The 24,399-nt window shown below is 43.7% G+C and carries 21 protein-coding genes and 1 tRNA gene; 9 read left to right on the forward strand and 13 right to left on the reverse strand.

The genetic code is table 11. From position 1 onward, the window contains the following. Window positions 1–105 precede the first annotated feature (105 nt). Together IE103_RS03965 and IE103_RS03970 are read left to right on the forward strand one after the other, a co-directional pair. Window positions 106–196, forward strand: a tRNA-Ser gene (locus IE103_RS03965). Between the two features lie 405 nt (window positions 197–601). Next, on the forward strand, window positions 602–2,434 hold the full coding sequence (locus IE103_RS03970) for a M61 family metallopeptidase (protein ID WP_189344669.1): 1,833 nt from the start codon (window positions 602–604) through the stop codon (window positions 2,432–2,434). 138 nt (window positions 2,435–2,572) lie between these two features. On the opposite strand, the gene IE103_RS03975 is transcribed toward IE103_RS03970, so the two are convergent. Continuing rightward, window positions 2,573–4,183, reverse strand: a complete 1,611-nt coding sequence (locus IE103_RS03975) for a M1 family metallopeptidase (protein ID WP_189344670.1) — start codon at window positions 4,181–4,183, stop codon at window positions 2,573–2,575. 349 nt (window positions 4,184–4,532) lie between these two features. Here IE103_RS03975 and IE103_RS03980 point away from each other — a divergent pair, with 349 nt between their 5' ends. After that, window positions 4,533–5,189 carry a response regulator gene (locus IE103_RS03980; RefSeq protein WP_189344671.1) on the forward strand — a complete coding sequence of 219 codons (657 nt, stop codon included), beginning with the start codon at window positions 4,533–4,535 and terminating at the stop codon, window positions 5,187–5,189. 58 nt (window positions 5,190–5,247) lie between these two features. Here the strand turns inward: IE103_RS03980 and maiA are convergent, their stop codons facing one another. Both maiA and IE103_RS03990 read right to left on the reverse strand, forming a co-directional pair. Continuing rightward, window positions 5,248–5,904: a maleylacetoacetate isomerase gene (maiA, locus tag IE103_RS03985; RefSeq protein ID WP_189344672.1), complete on the reverse strand. Its 657-nt coding sequence runs from the start codon at window positions 5,902–5,904 to the stop codon at window positions 5,248–5,250. 24 nt (window positions 5,905–5,928) lie between these two features. Continuing rightward, the gene (locus tag IE103_RS03990) at window positions 5,929–8,535 is read right to left on the reverse strand and encodes a DUF349 domain-containing protein (protein WP_189344673.1); all 2,607 of its coding nucleotides are present in this window, start codon (window positions 8,533–8,535) and stop codon (window positions 5,929–5,931) included. Between the two features lie 235 nt (window positions 8,536–8,770). On the opposite strand from IE103_RS03990, the gene IE103_RS03995 reads away from it, so the two are divergent. The 4 genes from IE103_RS03995 to IE103_RS04010 all read left to right on the forward strand — a co-directional run bounded on the left by IE103_RS03995 (window position 8,771) and on the right by IE103_RS04010 (window position 11,776). Further along, the gene (locus tag IE103_RS03995) at window positions 8,771–9,223 is read left to right on the forward strand and encodes a hypothetical protein (protein WP_189344674.1); all 453 of its coding nucleotides are present in this window, start codon (window positions 8,771–8,773) and stop codon (window positions 9,221–9,223) included. 238 nt (window positions 9,224–9,461) lie between these two features. Further along, on the forward strand, window positions 9,462–9,794 hold the full coding sequence (locus tag IE103_RS04000) for a hypothetical protein (protein WP_189344675.1): 333 nt from the start codon (window positions 9,462–9,464) through the stop codon (window positions 9,792–9,794). After that, entirely contained in the window at window positions 9,794–10,660 is an 867-nt protein-coding gene (locus tag IE103_RS04005) for an HDOD domain-containing protein (protein ID WP_189344676.1), read from the forward strand. The genes IE103_RS04000 and IE103_RS04005 overlap by 1 nt, the downstream gene beginning before the upstream one ends. Before the next feature lie 135 nt (window positions 10,661–10,795). Further along, window positions 10,796–11,776 (forward strand): GGDEF domain-containing protein, encoded by a 981-nt coding sequence (locus tag IE103_RS04010; protein ID WP_189344677.1) that lies wholly within the window; start codon window positions 10,796–10,798, stop codon window positions 11,774–11,776. A 90-nt stretch (window positions 11,777–11,866) separates the two neighbouring features. Here the strand turns inward: IE103_RS04010 and IE103_RS04015 are convergent, their stop codons facing one another. Beyond that, window positions 11,867–13,213, reverse strand: coding sequence for a porin (locus IE103_RS04015; RefSeq protein ID WP_189344678.1), 1,347 nt, complete (start codon window positions 13,211–13,213; stop codon window positions 11,867–11,869). A 412-nt stretch (window positions 13,214–13,625) separates the two neighbouring features. Here IE103_RS04015 and IE103_RS04020 point away from each other — a divergent pair, with 412 nt between their 5' ends. Beyond that, window positions 13,626–14,864: an SGNH/GDSL hydrolase family protein gene (locus tag IE103_RS04020; protein WP_189344679.1), complete on the forward strand. Its 1,239-nt coding sequence runs from the start codon at window positions 13,626–13,628 to the stop codon at window positions 14,862–14,864. A gap of 94 nt (window positions 14,865–14,958) precedes the next feature. On the opposite strand, the gene IE103_RS04025 is transcribed toward IE103_RS04020, so the two are convergent. The 4 genes from IE103_RS04025 to IE103_RS04040 form a co-directional block, all read right to left on the reverse strand. Beyond that, window positions 14,959–15,432 (reverse strand): DoxX family protein, encoded by a 474-nt coding sequence (locus tag IE103_RS04025; protein ID WP_229827054.1) that lies wholly within the window; start codon window positions 15,430–15,432, stop codon window positions 14,959–14,961. A gap of 83 nt (window positions 15,433–15,515) precedes the next feature. Beyond that, on the reverse strand, window positions 15,516–16,301 hold the full coding sequence (locus tag IE103_RS04030) for an HvfC/BufC N-terminal domain-containing protein (protein ID WP_189344680.1): 786 nt from the start codon (window positions 16,299–16,301) through the stop codon (window positions 15,516–15,518). Next, window positions 16,294–17,133 (reverse strand): MNIO family bufferin maturase, encoded by an 840-nt coding sequence (gene bufB / locus IE103_RS04035; RefSeq protein ID WP_189344681.1) that lies wholly within the window; start codon window positions 17,131–17,133, stop codon window positions 16,294–16,296. The genes IE103_RS04030 and bufB overlap by 8 nt, the downstream gene beginning before the upstream one ends. A gap of 29 nt (window positions 17,134–17,162) precedes the next feature. Beyond that, window positions 17,163–17,435, reverse strand: a complete 273-nt coding sequence (locus IE103_RS04040; protein ID WP_189344682.1) for a BufA1 family periplasmic bufferin-type metallophore — start codon at window positions 17,433–17,435, stop codon at window positions 17,163–17,165. A 240-nt stretch (window positions 17,436–17,675) separates the two neighbouring features. Here IE103_RS04040 and IE103_RS04045 point away from each other — a divergent pair, with 240 nt between their 5' ends. After that, on the forward strand, window positions 17,676–17,894 hold the full coding sequence (locus IE103_RS04045) for an RNA-binding S4 domain-containing protein (protein WP_189344683.1): 219 nt from the start codon (window positions 17,676–17,678) through the stop codon (window positions 17,892–17,894). A 59-nt stretch (window positions 17,895–17,953) separates the two neighbouring features. Here IE103_RS04045 and IE103_RS04050 read toward each other — a convergent pair whose 3' ends face one another. The 5 genes from IE103_RS04050 to pgi form a co-directional block, all read right to left on the reverse strand. Next, complete coding sequence (locus IE103_RS04050) at window positions 17,954–18,391, reverse strand: hemerythrin domain-containing protein (RefSeq protein WP_189344684.1); 438 nt, start codon at window positions 18,389–18,391, stop codon at window positions 17,954–17,956. Window positions 18,392–18,687: 296 nt separating this feature from the next. Continuing rightward, complete coding sequence (locus tag IE103_RS04055; RefSeq protein WP_189344685.1) at window positions 18,688–18,891, reverse strand: YjfB family protein; 204 nt, start codon at window positions 18,889–18,891, stop codon at window positions 18,688–18,690. A gap of 130 nt (window positions 18,892–19,021) precedes the next feature. Continuing rightward, window positions 19,022–19,564, reverse strand: coding sequence for a molybdopterin-guanine dinucleotide biosynthesis protein B (mobB, locus tag IE103_RS04060; protein ID WP_189344686.1), 543 nt, complete (start codon window positions 19,562–19,564; stop codon window positions 19,022–19,024). Window positions 19,565–19,674: 110 nt separating this feature from the next. Further along, a complete protein-coding gene (gene ppc, locus IE103_RS04065) occupies window positions 19,675–22,431 on the reverse strand; it encodes a phosphoenolpyruvate carboxylase (protein WP_229827055.1) in 2,757 nt (918 codons plus the stop codon). A gap of 306 nt (window positions 22,432–22,737) precedes the next feature. Further along, window positions 22,738–24,351 (reverse strand): glucose-6-phosphate isomerase, encoded by a 1,614-nt coding sequence (gene pgi, locus IE103_RS04070; RefSeq protein ID WP_373295228.1) that lies wholly within the window; start codon window positions 24,349–24,351, stop codon window positions 22,738–22,740. Between the last annotated feature and the right edge of the window lie 48 nt (window positions 24,352–24,399).

Genomic DNA, 24,399 nt, shown 5'->3' on the forward strand with positions numbered 1-24,399 from the left:
AATTCGCAGAAACCCGAAAATTGGGCATTTACCGTCAAATTAAACTCTGCTATACTTTCGAGCTTCCCAAATGGCTTTAAGCAATTAAAGGTGTTTGACGAATTCGGAGAGATGGATGAGTGGTTTAAGTCACACGCCTGGAAAGCGTGCGTAGGTTCATAGCCTACCGGGGGTTCGAATCCCCCTTTCTCCGCCAGAATTTAAAAAACCGCATAATTTTGATTATGCGGTTTTTTTTCGTCAAAAATTCATTTTGGCGCATCGCCAACGACCCAAACTGCAACTTGCGGCAGTTTTAATAATGAAAAAATATTTTCATAAATAAGAACCAAATTAAATAACTATGGTCTATCGACGGTGTCTGCGCATCAGCATTCACGTTTCACAAAACATCTAGTAGGGCGATAAATTTAGATACTGATCTCATAGTCAAGCCTAACAAATTCGAACTGCTTAGAACTTTACTGAAATTACAGCACAAAATTTAATAGAAAAAAATTTTCATTCAGCAACTTCGTTGACAAGCTTTAATTTTGCATTCATGCTTGCCGCGCAGTGCTTTTTTCTTAAAATCGCTTGATCAATCTTCATATCTAAAACAATGAAAAAGACTCTCTTAGGATCATTAGCGCTAGTTTGCGCGATGGCTTCTCCATTCGCTTTTGCGGATGTGAATTATCAAATTAAAATCACCAACCCTGCGCAACATTTAGCCGAAGTTAGCATAGAGTTTCCTGCCGTTTCTGGTAAAACTCTCGATGTACAAATGCCAATTTGGCGCACTGGACGCTACGAGGTTTTGAATTTAGGTAAAAATGTTCGTCAGTTTGCTGCGAGCAATGGTAAAGGCAAGGCACTTTCTTTTGCGAAAACAGATAAAGGCACTTGGCAGGTCAAAACACAACCAGGCGACACCGTCAAAATTTCGTACGAGATTTTCGCTAATGCCTTAGGTGAACGTACCCAGCATATCGATGACACGCATGCATACCTTGATGCAAGCGGTGTCTTAATGTACGCAGCGCCATTCCGTAATCAAGCGGTGAAAGTCAGTTTAGACACACCGAAAAACTGGATATCTCGCTCCGGCATGGATAAAGGTAATTGCGACAATTGCTTCGTCGCTAAAAACTATGATGTGTTGATTGATTCACCAATTGAAACTGGTGAACACGAATTCCATAGCTTTGATGTTGATGGTCATACTATCGAACTAGCGATATGGGGACGTGGTAATTATGATGGCAAAAAAATGGCCGTCGATTTAAAGAAAATCGTTGAAGGTGGTCGTAAATTATTCGGTCCATATCCATTCAAGCGCTATTTATTTATCGTTCATGCGACTGATGGCGTTGGTGGTGCAACAGAGCATATAAATTCCACCGTAATTCAAAAGAATCGTTGGGGCTTTTCTCCTCGTAAAGAATACTTAAACTTTTTACGTACGGCTGCGCATGAATTTGTACACACTTGGAACGTCAAAGCTTATCGTCCAAAAGAGATGGTGCCTTACGAATATCAAAAAGAAAATTACACGCGCCTATTATGGATGGCTGAAGGTAATACGTCGTATTTTGAAGAGCTCTTGACTTTACGCGCAGGCATACAAACGCGCGACGAGTTCTTAGAGGAGTTATCAAAAGCGATGTTTGCATATGAACATCAACCAGGCCGTTTCCAACAAAGTGCTGCAGAATCGAGTTTTGATGCATGGATCGATGCAGGTGGTGAACGTGCGCGCAACGCCTCAGTAAATATCTACAGTAAGGGCATGCTACTGGCGCACGCCATGGATATCGAGATCCGTCGTCAAACAAAAGGTGCAAAAGGATTCGAACATGTTCATCAATACTTGTATCAACACCACACTGTCGATAAAGGTGGCTACACCGAGACGGACGTTCGTACAGCGCTCAAAACAGTCACGGGCAGTGACTGGTCTGCATGGTGGGCAAAATATGTTGATAGCACTGGTGAAATTCCATTCACCGAGTTACTCAACCATGTCGGCATGCGCTATGTAGTTGAAGGCGGTAAAGATGACGAACAAAAAGAAGAATGGTTCACTGGCTGGCGTACTCGTGACACCGGTGACCATCCTGTCGTGATCGAAGTTGAGCGTGATAGCCCAGCATGGAAAGCTGGCGTGGTTGCTGGTGATATTTTGGTTGCCGCAAATGGTTTGCGCCTGACACCAAAAGATATCAATGACAAACTTTGGTTAATGCAGCAAGCACCAATCAAACTATCGGTATTTCGTCGCGACGAGTTACGTGACATCATGCTGACTCCAAATCGCCAAGTCAAAGGCAAGGCAAAAGTCAAAGCAGTAGACGCGGTGACTGAAGAGCAAAAAGCACTGAATGCAGCTTGGTTAGGCGTCGCTTGGCCTGCAGCAAAGCCAGCTTCCGGAGCTGACAAAGCCAAGGAATAATCTTCACGGCTTGAGCTAGTTTTCGTCCTATAAATCAAAACGCCAGCAATTTGCTGGCGTTTTTCTTTTTATACTGGCTCAGAATATTTTCTAGACGAGCCCGTACTCCGAACATTTCTGTATTACATCTGGTGGAAATTATTTCCGCTCAATTTTCGCCTCGAATAGAAGTTTCACCATCGGATCTAAACTGATTGATTTAGGCAGACTCTGCATCGGAATCTTGAATTCACTCAAGCTATTCTGAATTCTTACACTATGTAATTGGAATTGCGCGTCATCACTTTGTGTTGCGAATTCCAGTGGAAAATCAAACTGAGCTTGGCTTTGTAATTGTTCAATTTTCAGATGAAGCTCTTTTTTAACGCTATCAAAGCGCCACTCCACGCCCAATTTTGGATAACCCGCTTGATACAGCCACTGTTGAAAAAACTGAGATAAATCCTTGCCAGATACATGTTCCATCGATGCTTGAAAATCGGCACTCATCGCATTTTTTTCCGCAAATTTAGCGTAGTAATGACGGATGCCTCGCCAAAAAATTTCATCACCAAGTTCTTGTCGCAGCATGTGTAAAACCCATCCTGCTTGTTCATAAGTATTTGGGCTTAAAACATTTTTTGGGTCTTCAATTGTGACGTCCACAATTGGGCGCACCACTTTTTGATGATAACGAATAACCTTGTCACGATTTGCTAATTGATGCTTGACGAAGCGCTCACGACCATAGGTATGTTCAAGATACAAATTAGTAAAATAGGTGGCAAATCCTTCACTCAACCAAACGTGGTGCCAATCATTCTCGGTTGCCGAATTTCCAAACCATTGATGCGCAATTTCGTGAGCAATCAAAGCTTCTTGCTCGCCCTTACCGGTAACAGAATTCTCAAAATAAAAAATTGTGTTCGCATTTTCTAAGCCACCAAAACGGGTTTTCGATTGCACGTTTGCGAGCTTTTTATAAGGATAAGGCCCGATGTTTTTTTGAAAGAAATCCAAGGCTTTGATGGCTACGCGGTAATCATGAAAGCCCTCATTTCTATTTTGCGGAAATACCCAACTCGTAATAGATACATCGTTTAGTTTGGCGCTTTCTTGCATCGCAAATCGCGCTACACCGATGACCATCACCTTCACAGGAAGCGCGACATCTTCGCGCCAATGGGTCAATTTTCGGCCACCTGCTAAGCTACTTTCCTCAATCTTTAATCCATTGGCGACGACAGCATAATGTTCTGGCGCGGTGATGATAAATTCGACTGCTGCCTTGTCACTTGGATGATCAACGCTCACTAACCATTGTCTACCTTGATCTGGCCAGTTATCAGCAAAAAAAACTCTCTCTCCAAATTTATTTTTACTGATATGTAATCCTGAACGCGGCTCGCCTTCATATTCAATCACCAATTCCAACGCATCATTCACGGTCGACGCAGATGGCAATTGAATTTTTAATTTGTCACCCGTTTGCTGATGAGATAGTTTTTGGTCTAGGAAGCTCACAGCGGATACCAGCATCCCTTTGCCGCTCTGATCCACTCCTCCCAAGTCAAGCTCAATCGCATTGACGCTCTGAACACTACGCAACTTCACCAAAGCCTTTACCTTAATTTGTGAATTCTGGTCATTGAGTTCAATAAAATAACGATAGCGTTCAATATCAATCGCGGAATTTCGTACATAGAAGTCACGTGCGTAAGCGGATGTCGCAGCACATAGCGAAAGAAGACAAATTAAAAAAGATTTCATATAAAGACGTTAGTTATTAAAAGAGATGTGACAGCAGATTATTCACTAAATGCAAAAATAGAATAATGGCATATAGTCTGCGCAGACTATATCTAAATCATTACCAAGTCATTAGAATTGATATAGACAATACAAAAGTATAAAAAATTCGAAAAAGCTGAACTTTTTATATCGACTTATGTTCAAAGAAAAACAAAAAAACGCTTCATACAATTTGATACAAACTGTGCATAAGGTGGATTCTGTTCAAATTTCACTTTTTTTCACAGCATAGGGCTTGTTTCCTTACCGCGTATCACATATTATTAATTTGAAGTTTGTAAAAACATCCACGTTCAGGGAGCTACTGATGGAAACTCGCCATAGCAGTAAACAGCCCGACTGGAATTCGCACAAATTGCGCCCTATTTCCAGCAAACATAGTGCGACACAAAGTGGCATAAATAGCAGTCATCGCGCATGGCAGTTTATGACTGCTGATAGATTCCTTTTGTCTGACGACGACAATGACGATAACATCATTTTTGTCTCTGAAGGCGAAGAAGATGATGCAGACAAATCAAGAATATCGCCTTGGAAAATCTTAATCGCGGACGATGATAACAACGTTCATGACACGACAGTGCTCGCTCTTAGCGGTGTTGAAATCCATGGAAAACCACTAGAATTCTTGCATGCTTTTTCCGCAAAAGAAGCACAGGAGGTCGCTGAAAACCATCCAGATACATCCTTAATTCTATTAGATGTTGTAATGGAAACGGTCGATGCTGGCTTGAAGCTAGTGAATGTGTTGCGCGATGATTTGTCGCGCAAAGATCTTCGTATCGTACTAAGAACGGGGCAGCCCGGATATGCCAAAGAAAACATCATGGGCAACTATGCGATAGATGGTTATGCGACTAAATCAAAGCTAACCCGTTCGATATTAATCAGCATGCTCAACGAGGTGCTTGACTCAAATAAGCCAAAAGACAAACAAGAAAGCGAAAGCTCTCTGCCAAACTAATTTGGCTCAAATCACGACAGCCAGTAAACTAAAAAAGCCAGATTGACCTGGCTTTTTTTCATTCTGCATCAGCTTGATTCGCTGGAGCCGCTTTTTGAAACGCTTCTAGCGCAAGGCAGCGCTGATTAATTTCCATAATAATAGGCATTCCACTCAAATCAGCTTGGAATCGTTGCGCGTTATAAATTTGTGGTATGAGAAAACAATCTGCCATACCAGGTTGATTACCAAAACAAAAATCACCACGTTGAGAACTAGCTGCTAAACGCGCCTCAATTGCTTTCAATCCAACTTCACACCAATGACGATACCAGGTATTTTTTTGCTCATCATTGATTCCAAAGTTGGCGCTCAAGTACTTCAGTATCCGTAAATTATTGACTGGATGAATATCGCAAGCGATCGATAAAGATAATGCGCGAACGTAGGCACGATCAGCAAGATCAGATGGCATTAAAGCGATCGCTGGATACTTTTCGTCTAGATACTCGATGATAGCGAGCGACTGACTTAATGCCAACTGATTACCCTCATGTTCATCTACCAGTGCGGGCACCAAAGACTCAGGATTAATTGCGCGAAACGATTCAGAAAATTGCTCACCACCATTCTTAACCAAATGAACTGGAACTTGTTCGTAATCTAAACCCTTTAAGTTCAATGCAATCCTTACACGGTAGGACGCTGAACTACGAAAATATCCATAAAGCTGCATAGTTTTCTCTCTTATATTTTTCAATTAAGCGATCAGATTATGATCAATCTTTTCAAATAGCTGTTTTAATCGAGCATTACGCTGTTCAGATTGTATGGTTGGCAAGCTCAACAGCGACAGCAGCAAATGTTGCAATTGTTGTTGATGATCGCCATTCTTCATCGCTTGCTGCAATACCTCTACCTGCTTTTTCAATCGTTCACGTGCAAGCTCTGTGGGGCTATCAATCCCAAGTAAAATCTCTAAGTGCAAACAATACTCATCCCACAAACTGGCATTCGCTTGTATAACATTCTCAAAATCTTTTGCGTTCTCTGATGTTACTGTTTGCGCAAATTTGAATCGCGTCTGCAAGGCTTTAACAAACTTGTTCGTATTCAAAGTGAGTGCCTTCCACTGTGTAACAAGCACATCACGCTGCGCGCTTACATCATCATTTTGCAAAACAAGTTGCTCTAACTGCTGACACAAATCTAGGGCAATAAAAAATTGCACAGATTTACGTTGGCGCTCCTGCGCTTGCCAATCTGCGATAAACGTATTCAACTTCTGAATTTGTTGTCGCAGCTCTTGCTCTAGCTGCTGTTCCAGCGCGCGAGGCACATGTCCAATCGCGCGCCATTTTGTCGTCGCAGATTCAATTAACTGACGCGCCTGCAATGGATCTTCGCAATTCGCATTCGTTAATTCGGCACAGATTGCACGCTTGGCTTGCAGATTAAATTGACGCTGTTGATCAGCAGTTTCTGCCAATGAACGTTTTTTCTCAAAAATGGCATCGCATGCAGCACGAAACCTCTCCCACAATGCTTGCTCATCTTTGCGCGACAAAGGTACTGAAACTGCTTGCGTCTGCCAACGCTGTTGTATGCTACGCAATTGATCCATCGAGGACTTTTGCGCAAAATCTAATGATTCGACCTCAGCAATCATATCTTCGCGAGATTGGATTTCTTCTTGCTGCCTTTGCTCAAGCGGCGTCGTTAAAGCAAGCAAAAGTTCCTCAAACTCTTTATCAAGACGGCTTTTTTCTTTTCGATCGACTGGGCCTATTTTTTTCCAAGACTGTCGCATTTGCAGAATTTTTGCATGCAAGGATTTCCAATTCTGTAGATCATTCAAATGTTGCTGTACATCGATTCTACATTGCGACAAAAGTGCTTCTGCGTTCGCTAAATTTACTCGACGTAATTCCGCTTGCGCCTGAAAATGCTGTGCCGCTGGTGCATAGACATTGCTACATGCAGCATCAAAACGTAACCACAATTCTCTCGGCGCCCCGCCACTAAGATCCATTTGACGCCATTGCTCGCGCAAAGCAGAAACAGTTTCAACAATTTCTTGTGGCGACAAGCTCAATGATGCTAATTGCTCTGCTGTATTCACCAATTCATCACGCGACACATTACCGCTCCACTTCGCCCATGAAACTAAGTGCGCAAACTGGCTGCGAGCGGCGCTCAAGCGTTCTTTCAATTCCATAGTTAAACGCGGCTGCCCTTGTTTTTGCTTATTTTGCTTTATATCGATATGGCGTAACTCACGTTCATATTGACGAGCAATGTGCAAAGATCCTTGATCCAATGCTTTCTCTAGCTTTTCTAAATTTTGTTCTAGTTGCGCTGTACTCATTGCAGGTATCTGGGTCGTGACCACAGGCGCTTTGTTAGTTTGATGCGGCTCGACGATGTTTGTCGCTTTAAGATCTGAATTAAGATCTGAACTAATATAGAACTGTACGTCTGCCTTTGCTTCAGATTTGAGATCATCTGATGAATGCGCGATTGCCGCTGCGGTTGTCGCTTCGTCACTAGATTGATGCGGTGTAGCGAGGTGCGAAGTTTCATTCGAGACCTTTGCTAATCGCATTCTGTGTACTGCTTGTTCGAGCTGGTTTAGTTTCGCATCTGTATCAGATAACAAGTGCTTCGGTAGCGAAGCAAATAAATTGCTATCTGCGGCGGATTTCAGAATCAACTTCCACTTTGCAATTTGTGTTGGAATCTCATCGTCGGATAAATCTTGCGTCTGATCGATTTCTTGGCTGACCTGAAGTAACTGTCTTTGAAGATCCAATTGCGCATTCAAGCGCTGTTGAATGGCATCACGCTTGGCGTTGAAGCTTTTTGAGAATTCATCACTAATCAAACTAGTTGCCGAGCCACTTTGGGTAGCAATCGCAGTAAATTGTTTATCTAAATCAATCAATTGATTCGCCAAAATTACGCTCTGCTCCAGCAAAGCGTCTGCTTTTTCCAAGCACTTCTGAGCCGACTGCTCAACCTGTTCTTGCTGATGTATCTGCTCAAGACGAGCTTGCATCAGCTTGGCGGTACGTTTATCGATATTGCGCGTAATTTGTAACGCACGCTCCAAACTAGCTGGTGAGCTTAAATGTTGCGCCGCGAGAAAACGCCCATCAGCAAAATCGCATTCTGCCAATAGTGCTAATAGATTGTCTTCGTTGCCAATACTTGTTTGAATTTTTTGTAGATAGGCTTGGCGCTCTTGTTCTTTTACTTTTTGCTTATCTTCAATAGTCGCCTTGCTTAGTGAGGTTGGTAACGCGATCGGCTCGGTTGATGATGGAGTAGGCTTACGTGGAATAAATTTAGATAGAAATTCAAACATATCGATTTTGAAAGATGGCAGCAAATAGAGAAAGTAAACATCATAACAAGACTTATGACCGTTTCGCAAAATTTGATCACCGACTATCCGCAAGCAATCACAAGGGAAAAACACTAAATCTCAAATCATTGAAACATCTTGTTGCAATTTTAAGTGGCCTTATTGTCTGCAAATGCGTAAAGCATCGCGTTATTAGCTAACCGACAGTTCTCGGATTCAAATAAAGGAAACGATCATGGAAATCCAAGTCATCAGAAATCGGCTAATTAGCATCATTTGTCTATGTGTAGCTGGGATCAGCCTATCTGCTCAGGCATCTAATGGATATGACCGCTACGACGGAAGCAACAAATACGATAGAGTCCATCGCTCCGAGCATTTCGAACGTCAAGTACCGCACTACGAACGTCATCGCCCTAAATATGCGCATGTCTATTATCCAAGTTACCGCGCATATTATTCTCCACATTCAAGAACTTGGTTTTGGTTAGAGGGTGCACGTTGGCGCTCTGGGGTACGTCTTCCCTTCCATATCAATTTGCAAGTTGGTGGTGTTCCTATACAGCTAAGTAGCGCGATTCCTTACTACGAACACCGTTATATAGAACGACGCTATCCTCGTCCTATCTATATTGAGCGCGATCGCCACCACCATAGACACCACGACAGACATTATCGCCCTTGGTAACAGGTGTATTTGCTGTAGTTCTGATATGCAGTCCGCTGCATATCAGATCACACTCCATTCTTGCTTCCTTTCTACAACTCCCCACACTAACATTCGGTGCTAGAATAATTTCACCAGCTCCTGCAATGCAAGCATTATGCGATTGAGCAATAGTGTTAATATAAATCACTAAATTACAACAATGTTTCATATTTCTCATTGAAAATCATTACACTATTCCCATAGGAGATTTTTCATCATGAACAAGAAACATCGTTATGTAGACCTTCATCAAATCAGTCCGGGCGAGATACTCGCCGATGATTTGCTCGATAAGCTTGGTCATGTGTTACTTCCAGCAGGAACCGAACTGACCGCATCGATGTTGAAAGCAATTGCGAATCACGACATTCACCAACTGCCTTTGCACTATGTCACCGATCCAGATTCTGTCGAACCGCAGCGAGAAGATACAGATTCCATCGAACAGCAACTCAATAGAGTAAATCATCTATTCCGACATTCACCTCGTGAAGGAGCTACAGAAACGCTAAGAAACTATGTCGAATCTTATCGTCGAGGAGATGCATAATGGCTAGCTTAATCAACGATCCCAATGACGATCAAATTTCTATCGAAGAAGTCATCAACAAAATCAACGATCTTCCCAGCTTGCCAGAGCTAGCACGTGAAATGCTGAATGATTTGAATAACGAAGACATCAGCCTAGAAACGATAGTCGAGAAAGTCGCCATGGATCAATCACTAGCCGCGAAGGTGATTCAATTAGCGAATACCTCCTACTATGGTAATAATTCTAAAGTTGTCACGATTCAGCAAGCGGTATCGATGTTAGGTACAAAAAATCTGAAAGACCTAATCCGTACAACCATTTTCAATAAAAATTTACCGATTGCGCGTTGCCGAGGCTTCGACAACAAGAGCTTTTGGCGCCACAACATTGCCACCGCGATCTGCGCTGAAATCATTTCGAGAAAACTACACTTGAAGCACGATTTTGCATTCACCGCGGGACTACTGCACGATATTGGGCGCTTAGTTTTAGTATCAAAATTTCCTAAACACTACGAACAAGTAATTAACTGCGCGCGAGAAAATGACTGCGAATTGGTTGAGGCGGAGCGCGCCATACTCGGTGTAGATCACGTCGGTGTTGGACTTATCTTGGCTTTGCAATGGAACTTCTCTGACGTCATTCAAGATGCGATTCGTGGACACCACACCCCGAACGATGAAGAGCTGCATCCAATTGCTTCAATTATTCATGTCGCAAACGCAATCGTGCACGCACTTGATTTAAGTGAGTCAGAAGACGATTCCGTGCCGGCCGTATCGCAGTATGCTTGGGACAATTTGGGCTTAGATGAAGCAAGCTATCACGCTACATTTCACGAGACCGAACTGCGTTTCGAAGCGATGAATCAAATCTTGCAATAAGTGAGATCCAGTTCGTGTCTACGCCAGAATGATCGACATTGTTAATTCGAATATTCGTCACTAAGTTTATCGATTTACGAATAAAATAGACGATATTTTTTCAATATTTCCCACCGCGTTACAACCGAGGCTACTTTGGAACACTTTAAGGACTTTAGGCACACCAACTTCAAGGTAGGAGATATCCAGCTTTTTAAGAATATCAGCAAAGATGAACTCTTAAAGATAAAGCAGCAACTCGATTACTGCCCCGTGGTTACTGCAAAATCTGGCGAGATCGTTCTAGACAGTCAAAGCTCAGGTGCATGTTTATATGTCGTGCTCTCTGGCACACTTGCACTGACTTCCAATACATCGAAACGTCAATTAGAAAATTCTAGTATTCAATATTTCGCTGGTGAATGCGTTGGTGAAATTTCTGTGCTGGATGAAGAAGCCAACACTGCGACAATTGCCGCCGTGACAGATGCGCAATTGCTACTAATCGATTCTGTCATCATGTGGCGCTTAATTGATGATTCAAACGGTGTGGCGCGTAATCTTTTGCAGTTACTTTCATTTCGCATTCGTACCACGAACGCGCAACTACGCAATCGTCAAAAGGTTGGTGAGTTTTATCGACAATTGTCGATGGTCGATGGTTTAACGGGATTACATAACCGATCATGGCTCAACACCCAACTACCGGGCTTAATTGAAAATGCGCATGCAACTCAAACAGAGCTGAGCATTGTGATGGTCGATCTTGACCACTTTAAAAAATTTAATGATCAATACGGACATGTGATGGGAGATGAGGCCTTGCAAGTGGCAGCAAAAGTTGTCAGTGCAGGCTTACGTCCGAGTGACTTCGCAGCACGATATGGTGGCGAAGAAATGATCGTCATCTTGCCCAATACCAGCAAAGAATCAGCTTTAATCGTGGCTGAACGTCTATGCGATCGAATTCGGCATGCACAGGTATTCAAAGATACTGACAAAGCACTACCGCATATCACCGCCTCACTTGGACTTGCGACGCTAACCGAGGGGCAAGATGGTTTGGCGGTCATCTCAAGTGCAGATGCAGCGCTATACAGAGCAAAAGAACGCGGCCGCAATCAAGTCGCACTATAAAAAAAAGCGCATTTAAAATGCGCTTTTTTTCTCGCTAGGGATGTTGATTTCTAAACCAACTATACCTAGCTATTTGTCGTCAAACAGAAATTAGAAGCGATGACGAATACCGAATTGCAATACACGACCAGATTCACCAGGGAACTCGGTAAAACCGCCAGAAGCACTTGCCGCACCTGGAGCGTATTGTCCATCATTTTGGTTCTTGGTGTAGCCAACAACCGCATAAAGATCAGTACGTTTAGACATATTGTAGTTATAGCCTAACGCGTATTGCGTCACATCGCTGTTCGACAAAGTTCTATCATCTTGTACGCTATACGATGCCATCACACGACCATTACCTAATTTGTAATGCGCACCTAAGCTGTAGCTGTTTGCATCAAGCTTAAAGTTTTTTGTGATGTTGGTTCTAAAGATCGTTGTCCATGCAGCGATTACTGGTGCAGGTACACCACCAGCGCGTAAGCCTGGCGTAATTTCTAAATCCCATGCATCAAAAAATACTGGCAGGAGAATCGAGTTCTCATTGCGCATTGTTTGATAGCCAGCAAACAATTTGAAATCATCAAATGCATAAGAACCACCAACTGTCGTCGTTACCAAACCAGTTGAACCATCGGTGTTTGTACCTCTGTTGTAACCAACACCAACATCAAATCCATTTGCTTTGTAGCGAACATTACCAGCGATGAAATCTTTATCTAAGCCAATGTAGCCAGAATTTTTAAAGCCATACATCAAAGAACCACCAAAACCATTTGGCAATTCAATGCGATATTGCACAGATTTATTTGAGCGAATCGCCATACCAGCCGTCAACAAACCACCAGTACCACCAGTGATGCCGCCCCAGCTACCTGCCATGCCGCTTTCAAACGCGTCAGCAGAATTGAAAACTTCATAAGCTGGTGTGTACATACGACCTGCTAACACAGCACCAACTGGCGTAATCAAACCAACCATTGCCATACGATCAAACAAGCCACCATCAGGTCCGCCGCCTCGAGCCAAAATCAATGGTGAAGTCGCATTGACGTTGTATTTCGGTTGCAAAGCTGAACGTACGCCAGCCAAAGTTTGTGCAGCGGCACCTTTCAATGCAGCGCTACCAAAATCAGGAAAATTCATGCCCTTAGTTAAGGCGTATCCTTGGTAATCACTCAAGTTACCAGTTTTATTACTACCAGTATCTACTTCGACCCGCGCTTCCAAATTAAAAATGGCTTTGTATCCGCCGCCCATGTCTTCAGTACCTTTAAAGCCGATACGAGAACCATCAGCGATACCGCTTACCATTTTAGTTTGGGTATCTTTGCCAAGCTTACTTACTTGAATACCAGCATCCAAAATGCCGTACAAAGTTACATTGGTTTGCGCCAAAGTTGGCATCGCAAAGCATGTACCTAATGCCATTGCCAAAAGTTTCATTTTCATTTTTGTTGTCTCCATGTAGATACTTAAATCAATCCAAAACGAACGTACGTACTAATTTCATTTGTTAAAATATGACATTGATCTTTGCCCTTGTATAGGATCGAAGTGAAGTTTATAAAGCATGTCGTAAATTTTACATACATAAATTATTAGCTTTTAAACTCACTCTACACATCACAAAATTCCCTATTTTTCTCTATGAAAAATAGGGAATTTCATATCGAGATCAGCATCGCCGCAAATACAATTCCCCAGCAATTTTGGTTCTATTTTTTCGAGTACATATTCTAATTTTCAGTGTCGTTTAATTGCACCTTGCACACCCCATTTTGAATTCAATGGCATATAGTGAAGCTCTCAAAAAGCACAAGCGTTCGTTTAGCAACAATCCAATAATTAGTCAGGAGACAAAATGCGTCATTTAAAATATTCACTCACTCTTATAGCTGCGGCAGTTCTCGCTGGATGCGGTGGCAGCGGCGGTAGCGGCGCAACTGATCCTGCACCAAAAATCAAATTTACTTCACAAGTCACATTTGGCGATAGCTTAAGTGATGTTGGTTCTTACAAGGTTGGCACAGTAGCAGCACTGGGCGGTGGTAAATACACCATCAATAGCGCTACTGCGAAAAACTGGACAGAAATCGTTGCCGCAGATCTTGGCCTACCAGCGCCATGTGCAGCACAAACAGGTCTAGAAGGCCTCGCATCGCAAGGATTTAATGTGCCAGTAAAAAATAACGCTGGTTGCACAGGCTATGCACAAGGTGGTGCTCGCGTTACGAATCCAGTTGGGCCTGGTAACAAGTTATTGGGCGGCAACAATGCCATTTTGGGGCAAATGACAGTACCTGTTGTCAAACAAATCCAAAATCATTTAGATGCGAATGGCGGTAAGTTTTCAGGAACAGAAATCGTCTTCGTCAGCGGTGGTCCTAACGATGGCTTTATTCAAGCTAGCACTTTGTCCGCAGCAGCGACAGCAGCGGCAACAGCGGCAGTAACAGCCGCAGTGCCTGGCCAGATTCAAAAAGATATCGCAAGTGGCGTATGTAAGCCAACAGACGCGCAAGCAAGTAACTGTATCGCCGCAGCAGTCGCAACCTTGACACCAACTGTGGGCGCAAGCGCTGGTGCCGCATACGCAAAAGCCAATGCACAGACTTATGTCGACGCGATGGGCACAGCTGGCACTGAACTGGCTAGCTATGTCAACAATATGATTCTGGCAAAAGGCGCGAAGTATGTCGTCGTGGTCAATATGCCAGATTTGAGCAAGACGCCTGATGCATTGAAACAATCTGCGGATACACAAACTTTGTTGAATGGTATGACAGTCACATTCAATGCGCGTTTATTAGCTGGCTTGGCTGGCAATGACAATGTTTTGTTCATTGATTTGTTCACACGCTTCCGTGATCACGCTGCAAATCCAAGTGCATACGGAATCAGCAATGTAACGACACCCGCTTGCGATTTGACACCAGCAAAAAATCCTTTGGGCTCCTCCTTGGTTTGCAGTGTTAATAACTTGATCGCTGGCGATACAAGCAAATACTACTTTGCAGACAATGTACATCCAACTCCACTTGGACAATCTCTATTCGCAAGCTATATTTCAGAAGAATTAGCAAAGCGCAAATGGAAATAATCACGAGCTAAAGTTATTTGCATCGACAAAAAACGGGAAGTTTACTTCCCGTTTTTTTATGTCAATTAATTCGCTCGATGACACCCAAGATCCATCAAAAATTTCGACCTTGGTTCACCTGCCCTAACCAATGATCAAGACTCCATTTACCCGCGCCAAATACGATCACCAACATTAATAACACAGCCCAATAAAAATGATCATTGAGCCCGGCAGGACACTCTAGTTCCCATAGAATTGGATAAGAAACAACTGCCATTAAATTTACGAATAAAAGTGCAAGAGCGGACAAACTTGAGAACAAACCCAGGATTAGTAAAATCGCAAATAGTAATTCAGCACCGGTTCCTAAATACGCAGCTAATTCCGGTGACAAAAATGGTACTTGGTATTCATCTTGAAAAAGTGAGATCGTCGATGGCCAATCACGCAGTTTATTCAACGCCGATTTCAAAAACTGCCAAGCAATAAATCCACGCAGTACAAAACCAATTACGTCGCTAGCATATCGATGCAGCAAGACATCGCAGCGCATCAATAATTGATGCAAATGAAGAAAGTGATTCATAGAGGTCCAAAACAATCAAATGAGATTGCATTAGTCGAATTGGAACTAGGTGTTCTTACATGTCGCTTACATTTTGCTTCTATTTAAATTTGATAAAAACTACTGAACGCGCCAGCGCTAAACCACTTCGATAGGGCTGTTGCTATATCAAATTCTGCGTCTATCGCCAGCGCAGCATCCAATGCAGCTTCGAGCTTGCAGCCTTGATTTAAACTAGATAGCGCAACATATTCCGCGTGCGTCAATGCAAGCACATCGACTTTCCATTCTGCGCGACTGACTAAAGCGAAACTTGCTTGCTCCGTTGTGATTTGAAATTGTATTCCAGGCGCTTCGATCGACGCATCCATGTGCGCTAGGTAAATCTGAACGGCAGCGTCATTGACGTGGAATAAACTTGCGGCAGGATGAAAACGCAAACTAAATTCGCTTGCACTTTGCCCGCAGGTATTCAAAAACTCAGCCAAGCTGATAATCTCGGCATCGGCGCAATAATAAGCTTGATGCACTAGCCATTCTAGTTGCGCAACCGAAGAGAAATAAGGGAATGCTTTAACGCTAGGTTCTTGCTCTAAAAATTCTGGAAAATGTTGACCAAACTGATTTAAATCGCCCGCTAAAGATGGGAATTGCTGACCATACAGAATCGCCAACTGATCAAAAAAATGACTCCCCACCAATTGATCTATCACCGGATACGCATTGCGCAGGGAGTTACTCCAAATCGCTTGTAAATTTCCACGATAAATACGAGCACGCTCAGTCAATAACTCGCCATCACCAACAAATAAAGTCGATGGCACATCAAGCTGATCAGCCAATAACATAGCTGCAAAACGCGTCTGTGTAACCTCTAAAAATCTACTCATGTGACACGCAAACGGGCTGGCGGAAGGTATCTATTTTATTCGCATCATTCAATAGAACGGACAAGCTTGGTATTTGCGTATCCCACTCTATCAATGTTGGGATATTTGGACTAATACTTGAACATAGCTCTCGATATAAATCCCAAACTGGCTCGGCGACGCAGCTACCATGATCATCAATCACGCTGTGCGATAATTTTGTATGCCCTGCCAAATGAACTTCACCAATAATATTTTCTGGCAGTTTCGCGAACGCAGCAATTGCTTGTCGCGCATGCTCTTGATGATTACATTGATTGACATAAAGATTGTTCACATCCAACAAAATCCCACATCCGGTGCGCTGACTCAAAGCAATCAAAAATTCAGCCTCGGACATTGCATCGTCGACATATCGCAAATAAGTAGAGACGTTTTCTACCAGTATTTGACGCTGCAAAAAGTTCTGCATATAGTCAACCCGCTCACTCACTAAGTTCAAAGCCTGCTCTGACAACGTAAGTGGCAGCAAATCATTCAAATATCTGCCAGCGATACTACCCCAACACAAGTGTTCCGACACTAATGCTGGCAGCACTCGATTTACTAAATTTTTTAGTTTTTTTAAGTGGGATTCTTGGGCTCCATGCACCGAACCCAAGCCCAAACCAACACCATGCAAACTGATCGGATAGCGTTGCGCTAACTGATCCAATACAAATAAATCAAAGCCACCCTCACCGAAATAATTTTCCGAGTGAACTTCCAACCAATCGATATTCACTGCAGAACTTAAAAAATCTCGATAATGTGGCGTGCGCAAGCCTACACCGTTACCAGATAGCTTAGTCATAGGCTTGCCGTCAAAAATTTCAGAATCAATTAAGACTTTGGTGCTTCTAATTTTCCACCCATTTTTTCACATGTCCCCGCTGGTACTTTCTTCCATTCATTTGGATCCATGTCTTTTTTAGCTTGGCCTGCACAAGAATGACTACCGCTCTTGGTTGCGCAATCATTTTGGCCAGCTTTCGCGATTCCATAACATTTTTCAGTTTTGGCTGGTGCATCCATCTTCTTCGCATCTTGTGCCATCACAGCTGCCGAACCCATCAAACCCGCTAATGCAACTGCGATCATCGCTTTATTACTCATTATCTTCTCCAATCAATTCATAAAAGTTAAAACTAAATTCAACTCATCTCAAATTATTTAAGACAAGCAACCCAACTACCAACAGTAGTCGATTGAAACTTTGCTTCCTTACACACAGGTATATAAATTTCCGCGCATTTTGATTCTGCCTCGTTTCAAATGGTGAGTAAAGAGTAAAGGACCGACCTGAAAATAGTGTATCCTGCCAATTTTTATTGGCTGAATTCAGATTGGAACATCATGCAAGAAATTTCCTTCGCCGTGAATGGTGGATATGTCGAGTTAAATCAATTACTCAAGTTGGTAGGTTTGTGTGACAGTGGAGGCGCTGGCAAAGTCATCGTTGCCAGCGGAGACGTTACAGTCGATGGAAAACAAGAGTTAAGAAAGACAGCAAAAATCCGTCCGGGGCAAGAAGTATGTCTAGGCGATATCAAAATTCGTGTTACAGCTGAATGAATTGTCGAAGTAAAAAACTAGCAACTCAAATTTAAACCTGTAACAAGGTACTCAAGAAATCAGGCAAGCTCAGCGTTTGCCTTTTCTGTATCAACAATCGCTATTTGATTTGCGATCATAAATTGCGCAAGCATATTGTCCATGGTATCTACATGATGCTCGAACCACAAAGGCAACTCTTCTGCCAGGCTTTGTCCTAAATCATGTTCACCACCAGCATAGCGACGACGCACCTCTTGCATGACCTGCAACACCGCGTCATGCTCACCTTGATGACAGCCTGCCGGTGGAAATGCAAAATCGCGCATCCATTTATTCTCTTGTTCAAAATGTTCAATCGAATGTGCGATTAAGGCATCTAATCGATCAAGATACGGTATTTCAGACTCACTCAAAGACAGCGCGCCACACAGCGCAACAAACTCTTGATGTGTTTCATCCATAACATCATGTTTCAAACTCAAGCGATCAGACCATGCCCAATTTTGCTTCGACATACTTATTCCTTATTCTTTATTTCTTATTCTTTAAATCGATTCATCATAGCGATTAAATCAAATTCTTCGTGTTTCATTTTTGCTGCGATTCCAAGTTGGGCATTATTATCCCGCAAACAGTAAAAATGCGCTTGAAGTAAAACAAGCCAATAACGCCTTCATCAATTCAAAAGTACAAATAAAAACAGCGCTAGAAAGCGCTGTTTAAAACCTATTTGGCATTGAAAACTGACAGACAAATTCGCTAAGAAACTTCTTACTCACAGCGACTATGCTTATTCAGCTTCAAATTCAGATTAAGCTGTCGTATTAATATTACGACCTAAATTTGGTGGCAGATTTGGTACGTTTGCGTTTGAATTAGGGATAGCCTCGATCAAAGCAGTCGCACTCTCTTCGCTGACATCAAGCGCTTTTTTCAACACAGCAATGCTAACTTCTTGTCGTACACCGACATCAGCAATTGTGGTTGCAGATCTTGCAATTCCGGACACGTCCATGACAATTCTCCTTATCTACAAGCCTGATAACGGACAAAAACACCAAATACTTTAGGCCTTTAAAAAAATATTTGCGTAAATTGGTTCAATAAAGATGAAATTGATAGGAGCCGTGAAGCACATCACCAACTTATTGCAATTTTTTCCAATCACACGCCAGATTCCCAGCTGATAATTCTTGCAATATCCAATCTAATATGAATTGAGGAGAATTTAAATCCAACCACATCAATCGTTCAGGGCAAGCAATAGGCCTAGCGATATCAGAGGCCACGGCAATAACATGATCATCATTCGGATATATCGCAGGCTTACCTAAAGAAGGTCGATACACCTCGACTTTTTTCAAATTGGCCCACTTATAACCCTCAACCAAGGTGAGATCAGCGGGTTCAAGTTGTAGCAATAATTCGCCCAAACTAGGTTCTGGTGTTGATCGTAATTCTTTTACAATGGCATATCGATAAGGCGATGCCAACAAAACTTGCCCGGCACCAGCGGTACGCAATCTTGCACTATCTTTATGCATGGGCTCTAGACTAACATCGTGATGACTATGCTTGACGACATTAATCAGTTTGCCTGACTGCGACAACTGTTTCACCAAATATTCAAGCAGGCTTGTCTTGCCACTCCCTGACCACCCTACTACACCCAAAATAGCTGCATGCATGATGAAACCCATCAACAGAAAGGGGGAAAGTATACCGAAATACTTTCCCCCTCATCAGATTGCCCTCTTATTTCAAATCAAGATTTAAAATAAATCAACGACCTATTTACTTATCCACTATTCCGTAAGCCCGCCGCAATACCATTAATCGACAAATGAATCCCACGACGCACGCGTTCATCTTCGTCGCCTTGACGATAGCGCTTCAAGAGTTCAACCTGCACGTGATTTAAAGGCGATAAATACGGGAAACGATTGACGATAGAACGCTTGAGCAATGGGTTATCCGACAATAAATCTTCACGACCTGAAATCTGCTTCAAAACAGCAATTGTCAAAGCATGCTCGGCTTCTAAGCGCGGGAAAATGCGATTACGTAATTCCTCATCTTTCACCAACTGCGCATAACGACTCGCAATTCCGATATCGCTCTTTGCCAACACCATTTCCATATTCGACAATACAGTCGAGAAGAACGACCAATCTTTAAACATCGCTTGCAGAGTCTGCAAACCATGACTTGGATTCGCCTCTAAATACTGCTTCACCGCACTACCAAAACCAAACCAGCCCGGCAGCATCAAACGACATTGTGACCAACTAAACACCCAAGGAATCGCGCGCAAATCTTCAATCGCGGTCGATTTCTTACGCGACGCAGGGCGACTGCCAATATTCAAACCAGCAATTTCTGAAATCACGGTCGATTCCCAGAAATACTGTTCAAAACCTTCAGTCTCGTACACCATATCGCGGTACGCTTTAAACGCGTTTTTGGACAAGGCTTCCATGGTTTTGAGGAACTCTGGACGCGGTGCAAATTCCGTGTGCGAAAGCAAACTCGCTTCCATCGTTGCGGCTGCCAAGACTTCTAAATTACGACGCCCTACTTCGGGATTCGCATATTTTGCGGTGATAACTTCACCTTGCTCAGTCAAACGAATTTGGCCTTGCACCGCTCCCGCAGGTTGCGCCAAAATCGCTTGATAGCTTGGACCACCACCGCGACCAACGGAACCACCACGACCGTGGAATAAGCGCAGGCGCACTTGATGCTTAGCGAAGACTTCGACCAAATCAATCTCGGCTTTATACAGTTCCCAACCAGAGGTTAAGAAGCCGCCGTCTTTATTACTATCTGAGTAGCCGAGCATGACTTCTTGCGCATTATTTCGACTCGCCAACAAACGTGCATAAGCCGGAATCGCAAACAATCTATCCATCGCTGGCGCGCTGTTTTGCAAATCACCTATCGTTTCAAACAGCGGAATAATATTCACATCAAGACGCGCTTCGGCTGGATGCAATAAACCAGATTCTTTCAACAGTAAGGCGAGTTCCAACATATCGGAAACACCGTCGGTTTTCGAGATGATGCAATTCGGCACCGCGCCCTTACCATAACGCTGTTGCGCTGTACAAGCGGCGCGGTAAATTGCCAGCTCAGATTGAGTTTCTTCGGAATACGTTAAATACGGTGACGCTAATGGGCGCGAAGAACTGATTTCTGCTACCAAGACGTCTATGCGTTGATCTTCATTCAAAGACAAATAATCGATAGTTGGATTCGCTGCTTTGAGCAACTCTGCCACCACGCGCTCATGTACGTCAGAATTTTGACGCAAGTCTATCGGTGCGAGGTAGAAACCAAACACGCGAACCGCACGACGCAGATGACGCAAACGACCACGGGTAATACCGATCGAGCCATTGTCGGATAAAGATTGATGAATCACATCGAGATCGGCGACTAATTCTTCTGCGCTAGCATACGCATCGGCGATACCACAAGGTGCGATTACAGGATCAAGTCCCAGCAAGTTTTTAAAGGTACTTGCCAAGCGCGCATAGACGCCACTGACTGCCAAGCGATAGGGTTCATCCGCACGATGTGGTGAGTGATCGGGAGAACGTTCTGCAAGTGCCACCAACTCAGGCGACACTTTCACCAGCAAGGTCGCCATCGACAATTGTGAACCCAGCGTGTGTAATTCTTCCAAATAGAATTTGAAAGCACGCGTCGACTGCATGGTTAAAGTTTTTTCCAACACACTGGCTGTCACAAACGGATTACCATCACGATCGCCACCGATCCAACTGCCTAAGCGCATGAAGCTAGGCAATTCTATCTTTTCAAAACGCTTATCTTTACTTGCGAGTAAATCTTCTAAGCCTGCGTATAAGTGCGGCAATTCGCGCAAGAAAGTGTAGTCATAAAAACTCAGGCCATTTTCGACTTCATCAAGCACGGACAATTTCGACATGCGCAACATACGCGTCTGCCACAAAGTCAATACCGCACGTTGTAAAGCATCTTCATTGGCCCGCGATTCTTCTGGTGTCAATTGCATACGGTCACGTTCATCCAATAAACGTGTGATCACCATTTGGCAATTCAAAATACTCTTACGCTGAACTTCGGTCGGATGCGCGGTCAATACCGGACTGACTTCTGCGGTCTGAAAGAAGTTAGTCAGATTTTCTGCCGCATTCTCACCCGAAAATAAAGTCTCTATCGTATGCGCCAAACTGCCACGACGCGGCGCCGAGCCAGCAATCAAATGCGCACGTGTGCGGCGAATATGATGCTGATCTTCTGCTAAATTCACCAAGTGAGAAAAATAACTGAAGGCGCGAATCAAATGCGTAGTCTGATCATTGGTCAGCGTATCTAAGGTATTTTCCAATTCTGCACGCGCCGCCACATCGGCATCGCGACGAAAACGAATGGAGTTTTGACGTACCGTTTCAATCAGTGAAAAAACTTCTTCACCGTGTTGATTTCGCACCGTGTCACCCAAAATGCGCCCAAGGCGGCGGATGTCTTCACGGAGGCTCTGGTCTTTATCGTCAGCGATATCGTTCATGATCAGCTTTAAATGGTTTAGATAATATGGAAAATGATTAGTTTATGCGAAATGGAGCAAATAAAAAGTCAAAACATCTTAACAAAGCAGATCAGGCTGCGGCGGGTAAATCAGCTTCATTCAATATAAATCAAATGCCTACAATTCATATTGAGGAAAATGGTTTTTGAAGGGCGGGTGCAACCCGCGCCGCCAGCATGTGGGATACCCGAGTACAAAGTTTGGGCGGCGCGGGTTGCACCCGCCCTACATTCTGAACCACCCTCACCCTAGCCCTCTCCCGCTTGCGGGAGAGGGAACTTCATCTCAACGATGACGCTTGGTCAAAGCTTTTAACAAACCCTTGGTTGAACTATCGTATTCTTCTTTCACCGCGGCAGGATCGAGGCTGATCAATTGTTGCGCCAAAGATTTACCCAACTCGACACCCCATTGATCAAACGCATTGATGTCCCAAATCACCGATTGCACAAATACTTTATGTTCATATAGTGCGATCAATGCGCCGAGCGAGCGTGGCGTCAAAGAATCAAGCAGCAAAGTGGAAGTCGGACGATTACCTTCAAACACACGTGGCGCCAACATTTTTTCAGGTAGATCACCTAATTCTGCACGCACTTCATCGATGTTTTTTCCCCATGCCATCGCTTTCGATTGCGCGAAACAATTCGCTAACAAAGCTTGGTTATGTCCTGGCAAACCAGCATCATCATCGGCGACTACTATAAAGTCGGTTGGAATAATCGTCGCGCCTTGATGCAACAATTGGAAGTAAGCATGTTGTCCATTGGTACCCGCTTCACCAAACAAAATTGGTGAAGTCGTGTAATCGACGCGCTGACCTTCACGCGTAACTGATTTACCATTACTTTCCATTTCTAGTTGTTGCAAGTAGGCTGGCAAGCGTGTCATGCGTTGGTGATACGGCGCGATAGACAAAGCTTGTAAGCCAAGGAAGTTGATATTCCAAACGCCAATCAATGCCATCAAAACGGGTAAATTCTGCTCTAGCGGCGCTTGGGCAAAGTGCAAATCCATCTCGTGCGCGCCAGCCAACATCTCTTCAAAACGATCTGCGCCAACGTATAAGGCAATCGACAATCCAATCGCGCTCCACATCGAGTAACGACCGCCCGCCCAATTCCAAAATGGGAACACATTTTCTTCTGCGATACCAAAGGCGGCCGCCGCTTTCACATTGGTACTTAAAGCGACAAAGTGTTGACGAATTTGATCTTCAGGACAGCCATGATTCAACATCCACTCACGTGCTGTGCGGGCATTAGTCAAGGTTTCCATGGTCGTAAAAGTCTTAGAAGCGACCACGATCAGCGTTGTTTCTGGATCGGCGTTTTCTAAAGAATCGGCAACGTGACGACCATCGACATTCGAGACAAAATGTAGCGACAGATTTTTTTGCGACCATGGTGCTAAGGCAATACATGCCATTTGCGGCCCGAGATCCGAACCACCAATACCAATATTGATAATCGTACGAATTGGCTTGCCGGTGTAACCCAACCAGCGACCTTCGCGCACGGCGTCGCTGAAGCTACGCATATGCGCTAAAACACTGTGCACATCCGCCGCGATATTTTCGCCGTTGAGCATGAATTTCTCGCCCTTAGGCAAGCGCAATACCGTGTGTAAAACGGCGCGGTTTTCCGTATTATTAATTGCTTCACCACGCAGCATCGCATCACGACGTGATTCGACTTCTTGTTGGCGCGCGAGAGCTAACAAATTGAGTTTCGCCGTCGTGTCCATGCGTTGTTTGGAATAGTCCAACAACATGCCGCAAGCGGAAGCAGAGAAGTGTGTAAAACGCTGCGGATCAGCGCGAAACAACTCTTTCAAGCTCGGCATATTATTCGCGCGTTGCTGTAACAAACACCACAATGGAGTACGGGAAACTGAGATAGCCATGATCAAACAACCTGAGAAAAATGAATTGAAAACCGAACTACT

Origin of the sequence: Affinundibacterium macrobrachii (assembly GCF_014652415.1) — a bacterium.
GTDB classification, from domain to species: Bacteria; Pseudomonadota; Gammaproteobacteria; order Burkholderiales; family Burkholderiaceae_D; genus Undibacterium; species Undibacterium macrobrachii.

Bases quoted from the DNA above. Each gene is read 5' to 3' on its own strand.
- IE103_RS04005 (WP_189344676.1), top strand. From the start codon at position 9,794: ATGGCTAGCTTAATCAACGATCCCAATGACGATCAAATTTCTATCGAA.
- IE103_RS04015 (WP_189344678.1), bottom strand. From the start codon at position 13,213: ATGAAAATGAAACTTTTGGCAATGGCATTAGGTACATGCTTTGCGATG.
- mobB (WP_189344686.1), bottom strand. From the start codon at position 19,564: ATGCATGCAGCTATTTTGGGTGTAGTAGGGTGGTCAGGGAGTGGCAAG.
- IE103_RS04030 (WP_189344680.1), bottom strand. From the start codon at position 16,301: ATGAGTAGATTTTTAGAGGTTACACAGACGCGTTTTGCAGCTATGTTA.
- IE103_RS04045 (WP_189344683.1), top strand. From the start codon at position 17,676: ATGCAAGAAATTTCCTTCGCCGTGAATGGTGGATATGTCGAGTTAAAT.
- maiA (WP_189344672.1), bottom strand. From the start codon at position 5,904: ATGCAGCTTTATGGATATTTTCGTAGTTCAGCGTCCTACCGTGTAAGG.
- IE103_RS03970 (WP_189344669.1), top strand. From the start codon at position 602: ATGAAAAAGACTCTCTTAGGATCATTAGCGCTAGTTTGCGCGATGGCT.
- IE103_RS04050 (WP_189344684.1), bottom strand. From the start codon at position 18,391: ATGTCGAAGCAAAATTGGGCATGGTCTGATCGCTTGAGTTTGAAACAT.
- IE103_RS03975 (WP_189344670.1), bottom strand. From the start codon at position 4,183: ATGAAATCTTTTTTAATTTGTCTTCTTTCGCTATGTGCTGCGACATCC.
- ppc (WP_229827055.1), bottom strand. From the start codon at position 22,431: ATGAACGATATCGCTGACGATAAAGACCAGAGCCTCCGTGAAGACATC.
- IE103_RS04040 (WP_189344682.1), bottom strand. From the start codon at position 17,435: ATGAGTAATAAAGCGATGATCGCAGTTGCATTAGCGGGTTTGATGGGT.
- bufB (WP_189344681.1), bottom strand. From the start codon at position 17,133: ATGACTAAGCTATCTGGTAACGGTGTAGGCTTGCGCACGCCACATTAT.
- IE103_RS04055 (WP_189344685.1), bottom strand. From the start codon at position 18,891: ATGGACGTGTCCGGAATTGCAAGATCTGCAACCACAATTGCTGATGTC.
- IE103_RS04025 (WP_229827054.1), bottom strand. From the start codon at position 15,432: ATGAATCACTTTCTTCATTTGCATCAATTATTGATGCGCTGCGATGTC.
- IE103_RS03995 (WP_189344674.1), top strand. From the start codon at position 8,771: ATGGAAATCCAAGTCATCAGAAATCGGCTAATTAGCATCATTTGTCTA.
- IE103_RS04000 (WP_189344675.1), top strand. From the start codon at position 9,462: ATGAACAAGAAACATCGTTATGTAGACCTTCATCAAATCAGTCCGGGC.
- IE103_RS03980 (WP_189344671.1), top strand. From the start codon at position 4,533: ATGGAAACTCGCCATAGCAGTAAACAGCCCGACTGGAATTCGCACAAA.
- IE103_RS03990 (WP_189344673.1), bottom strand. From the start codon at position 8,535: ATGTTTGAATTTCTATCTAAATTTATTCCACGTAAGCCTACTCCATCA.
- IE103_RS04020 (WP_189344679.1), top strand. From the start codon at position 13,626: ATGCGTCATTTAAAATATTCACTCACTCTTATAGCTGCGGCAGTTCTC.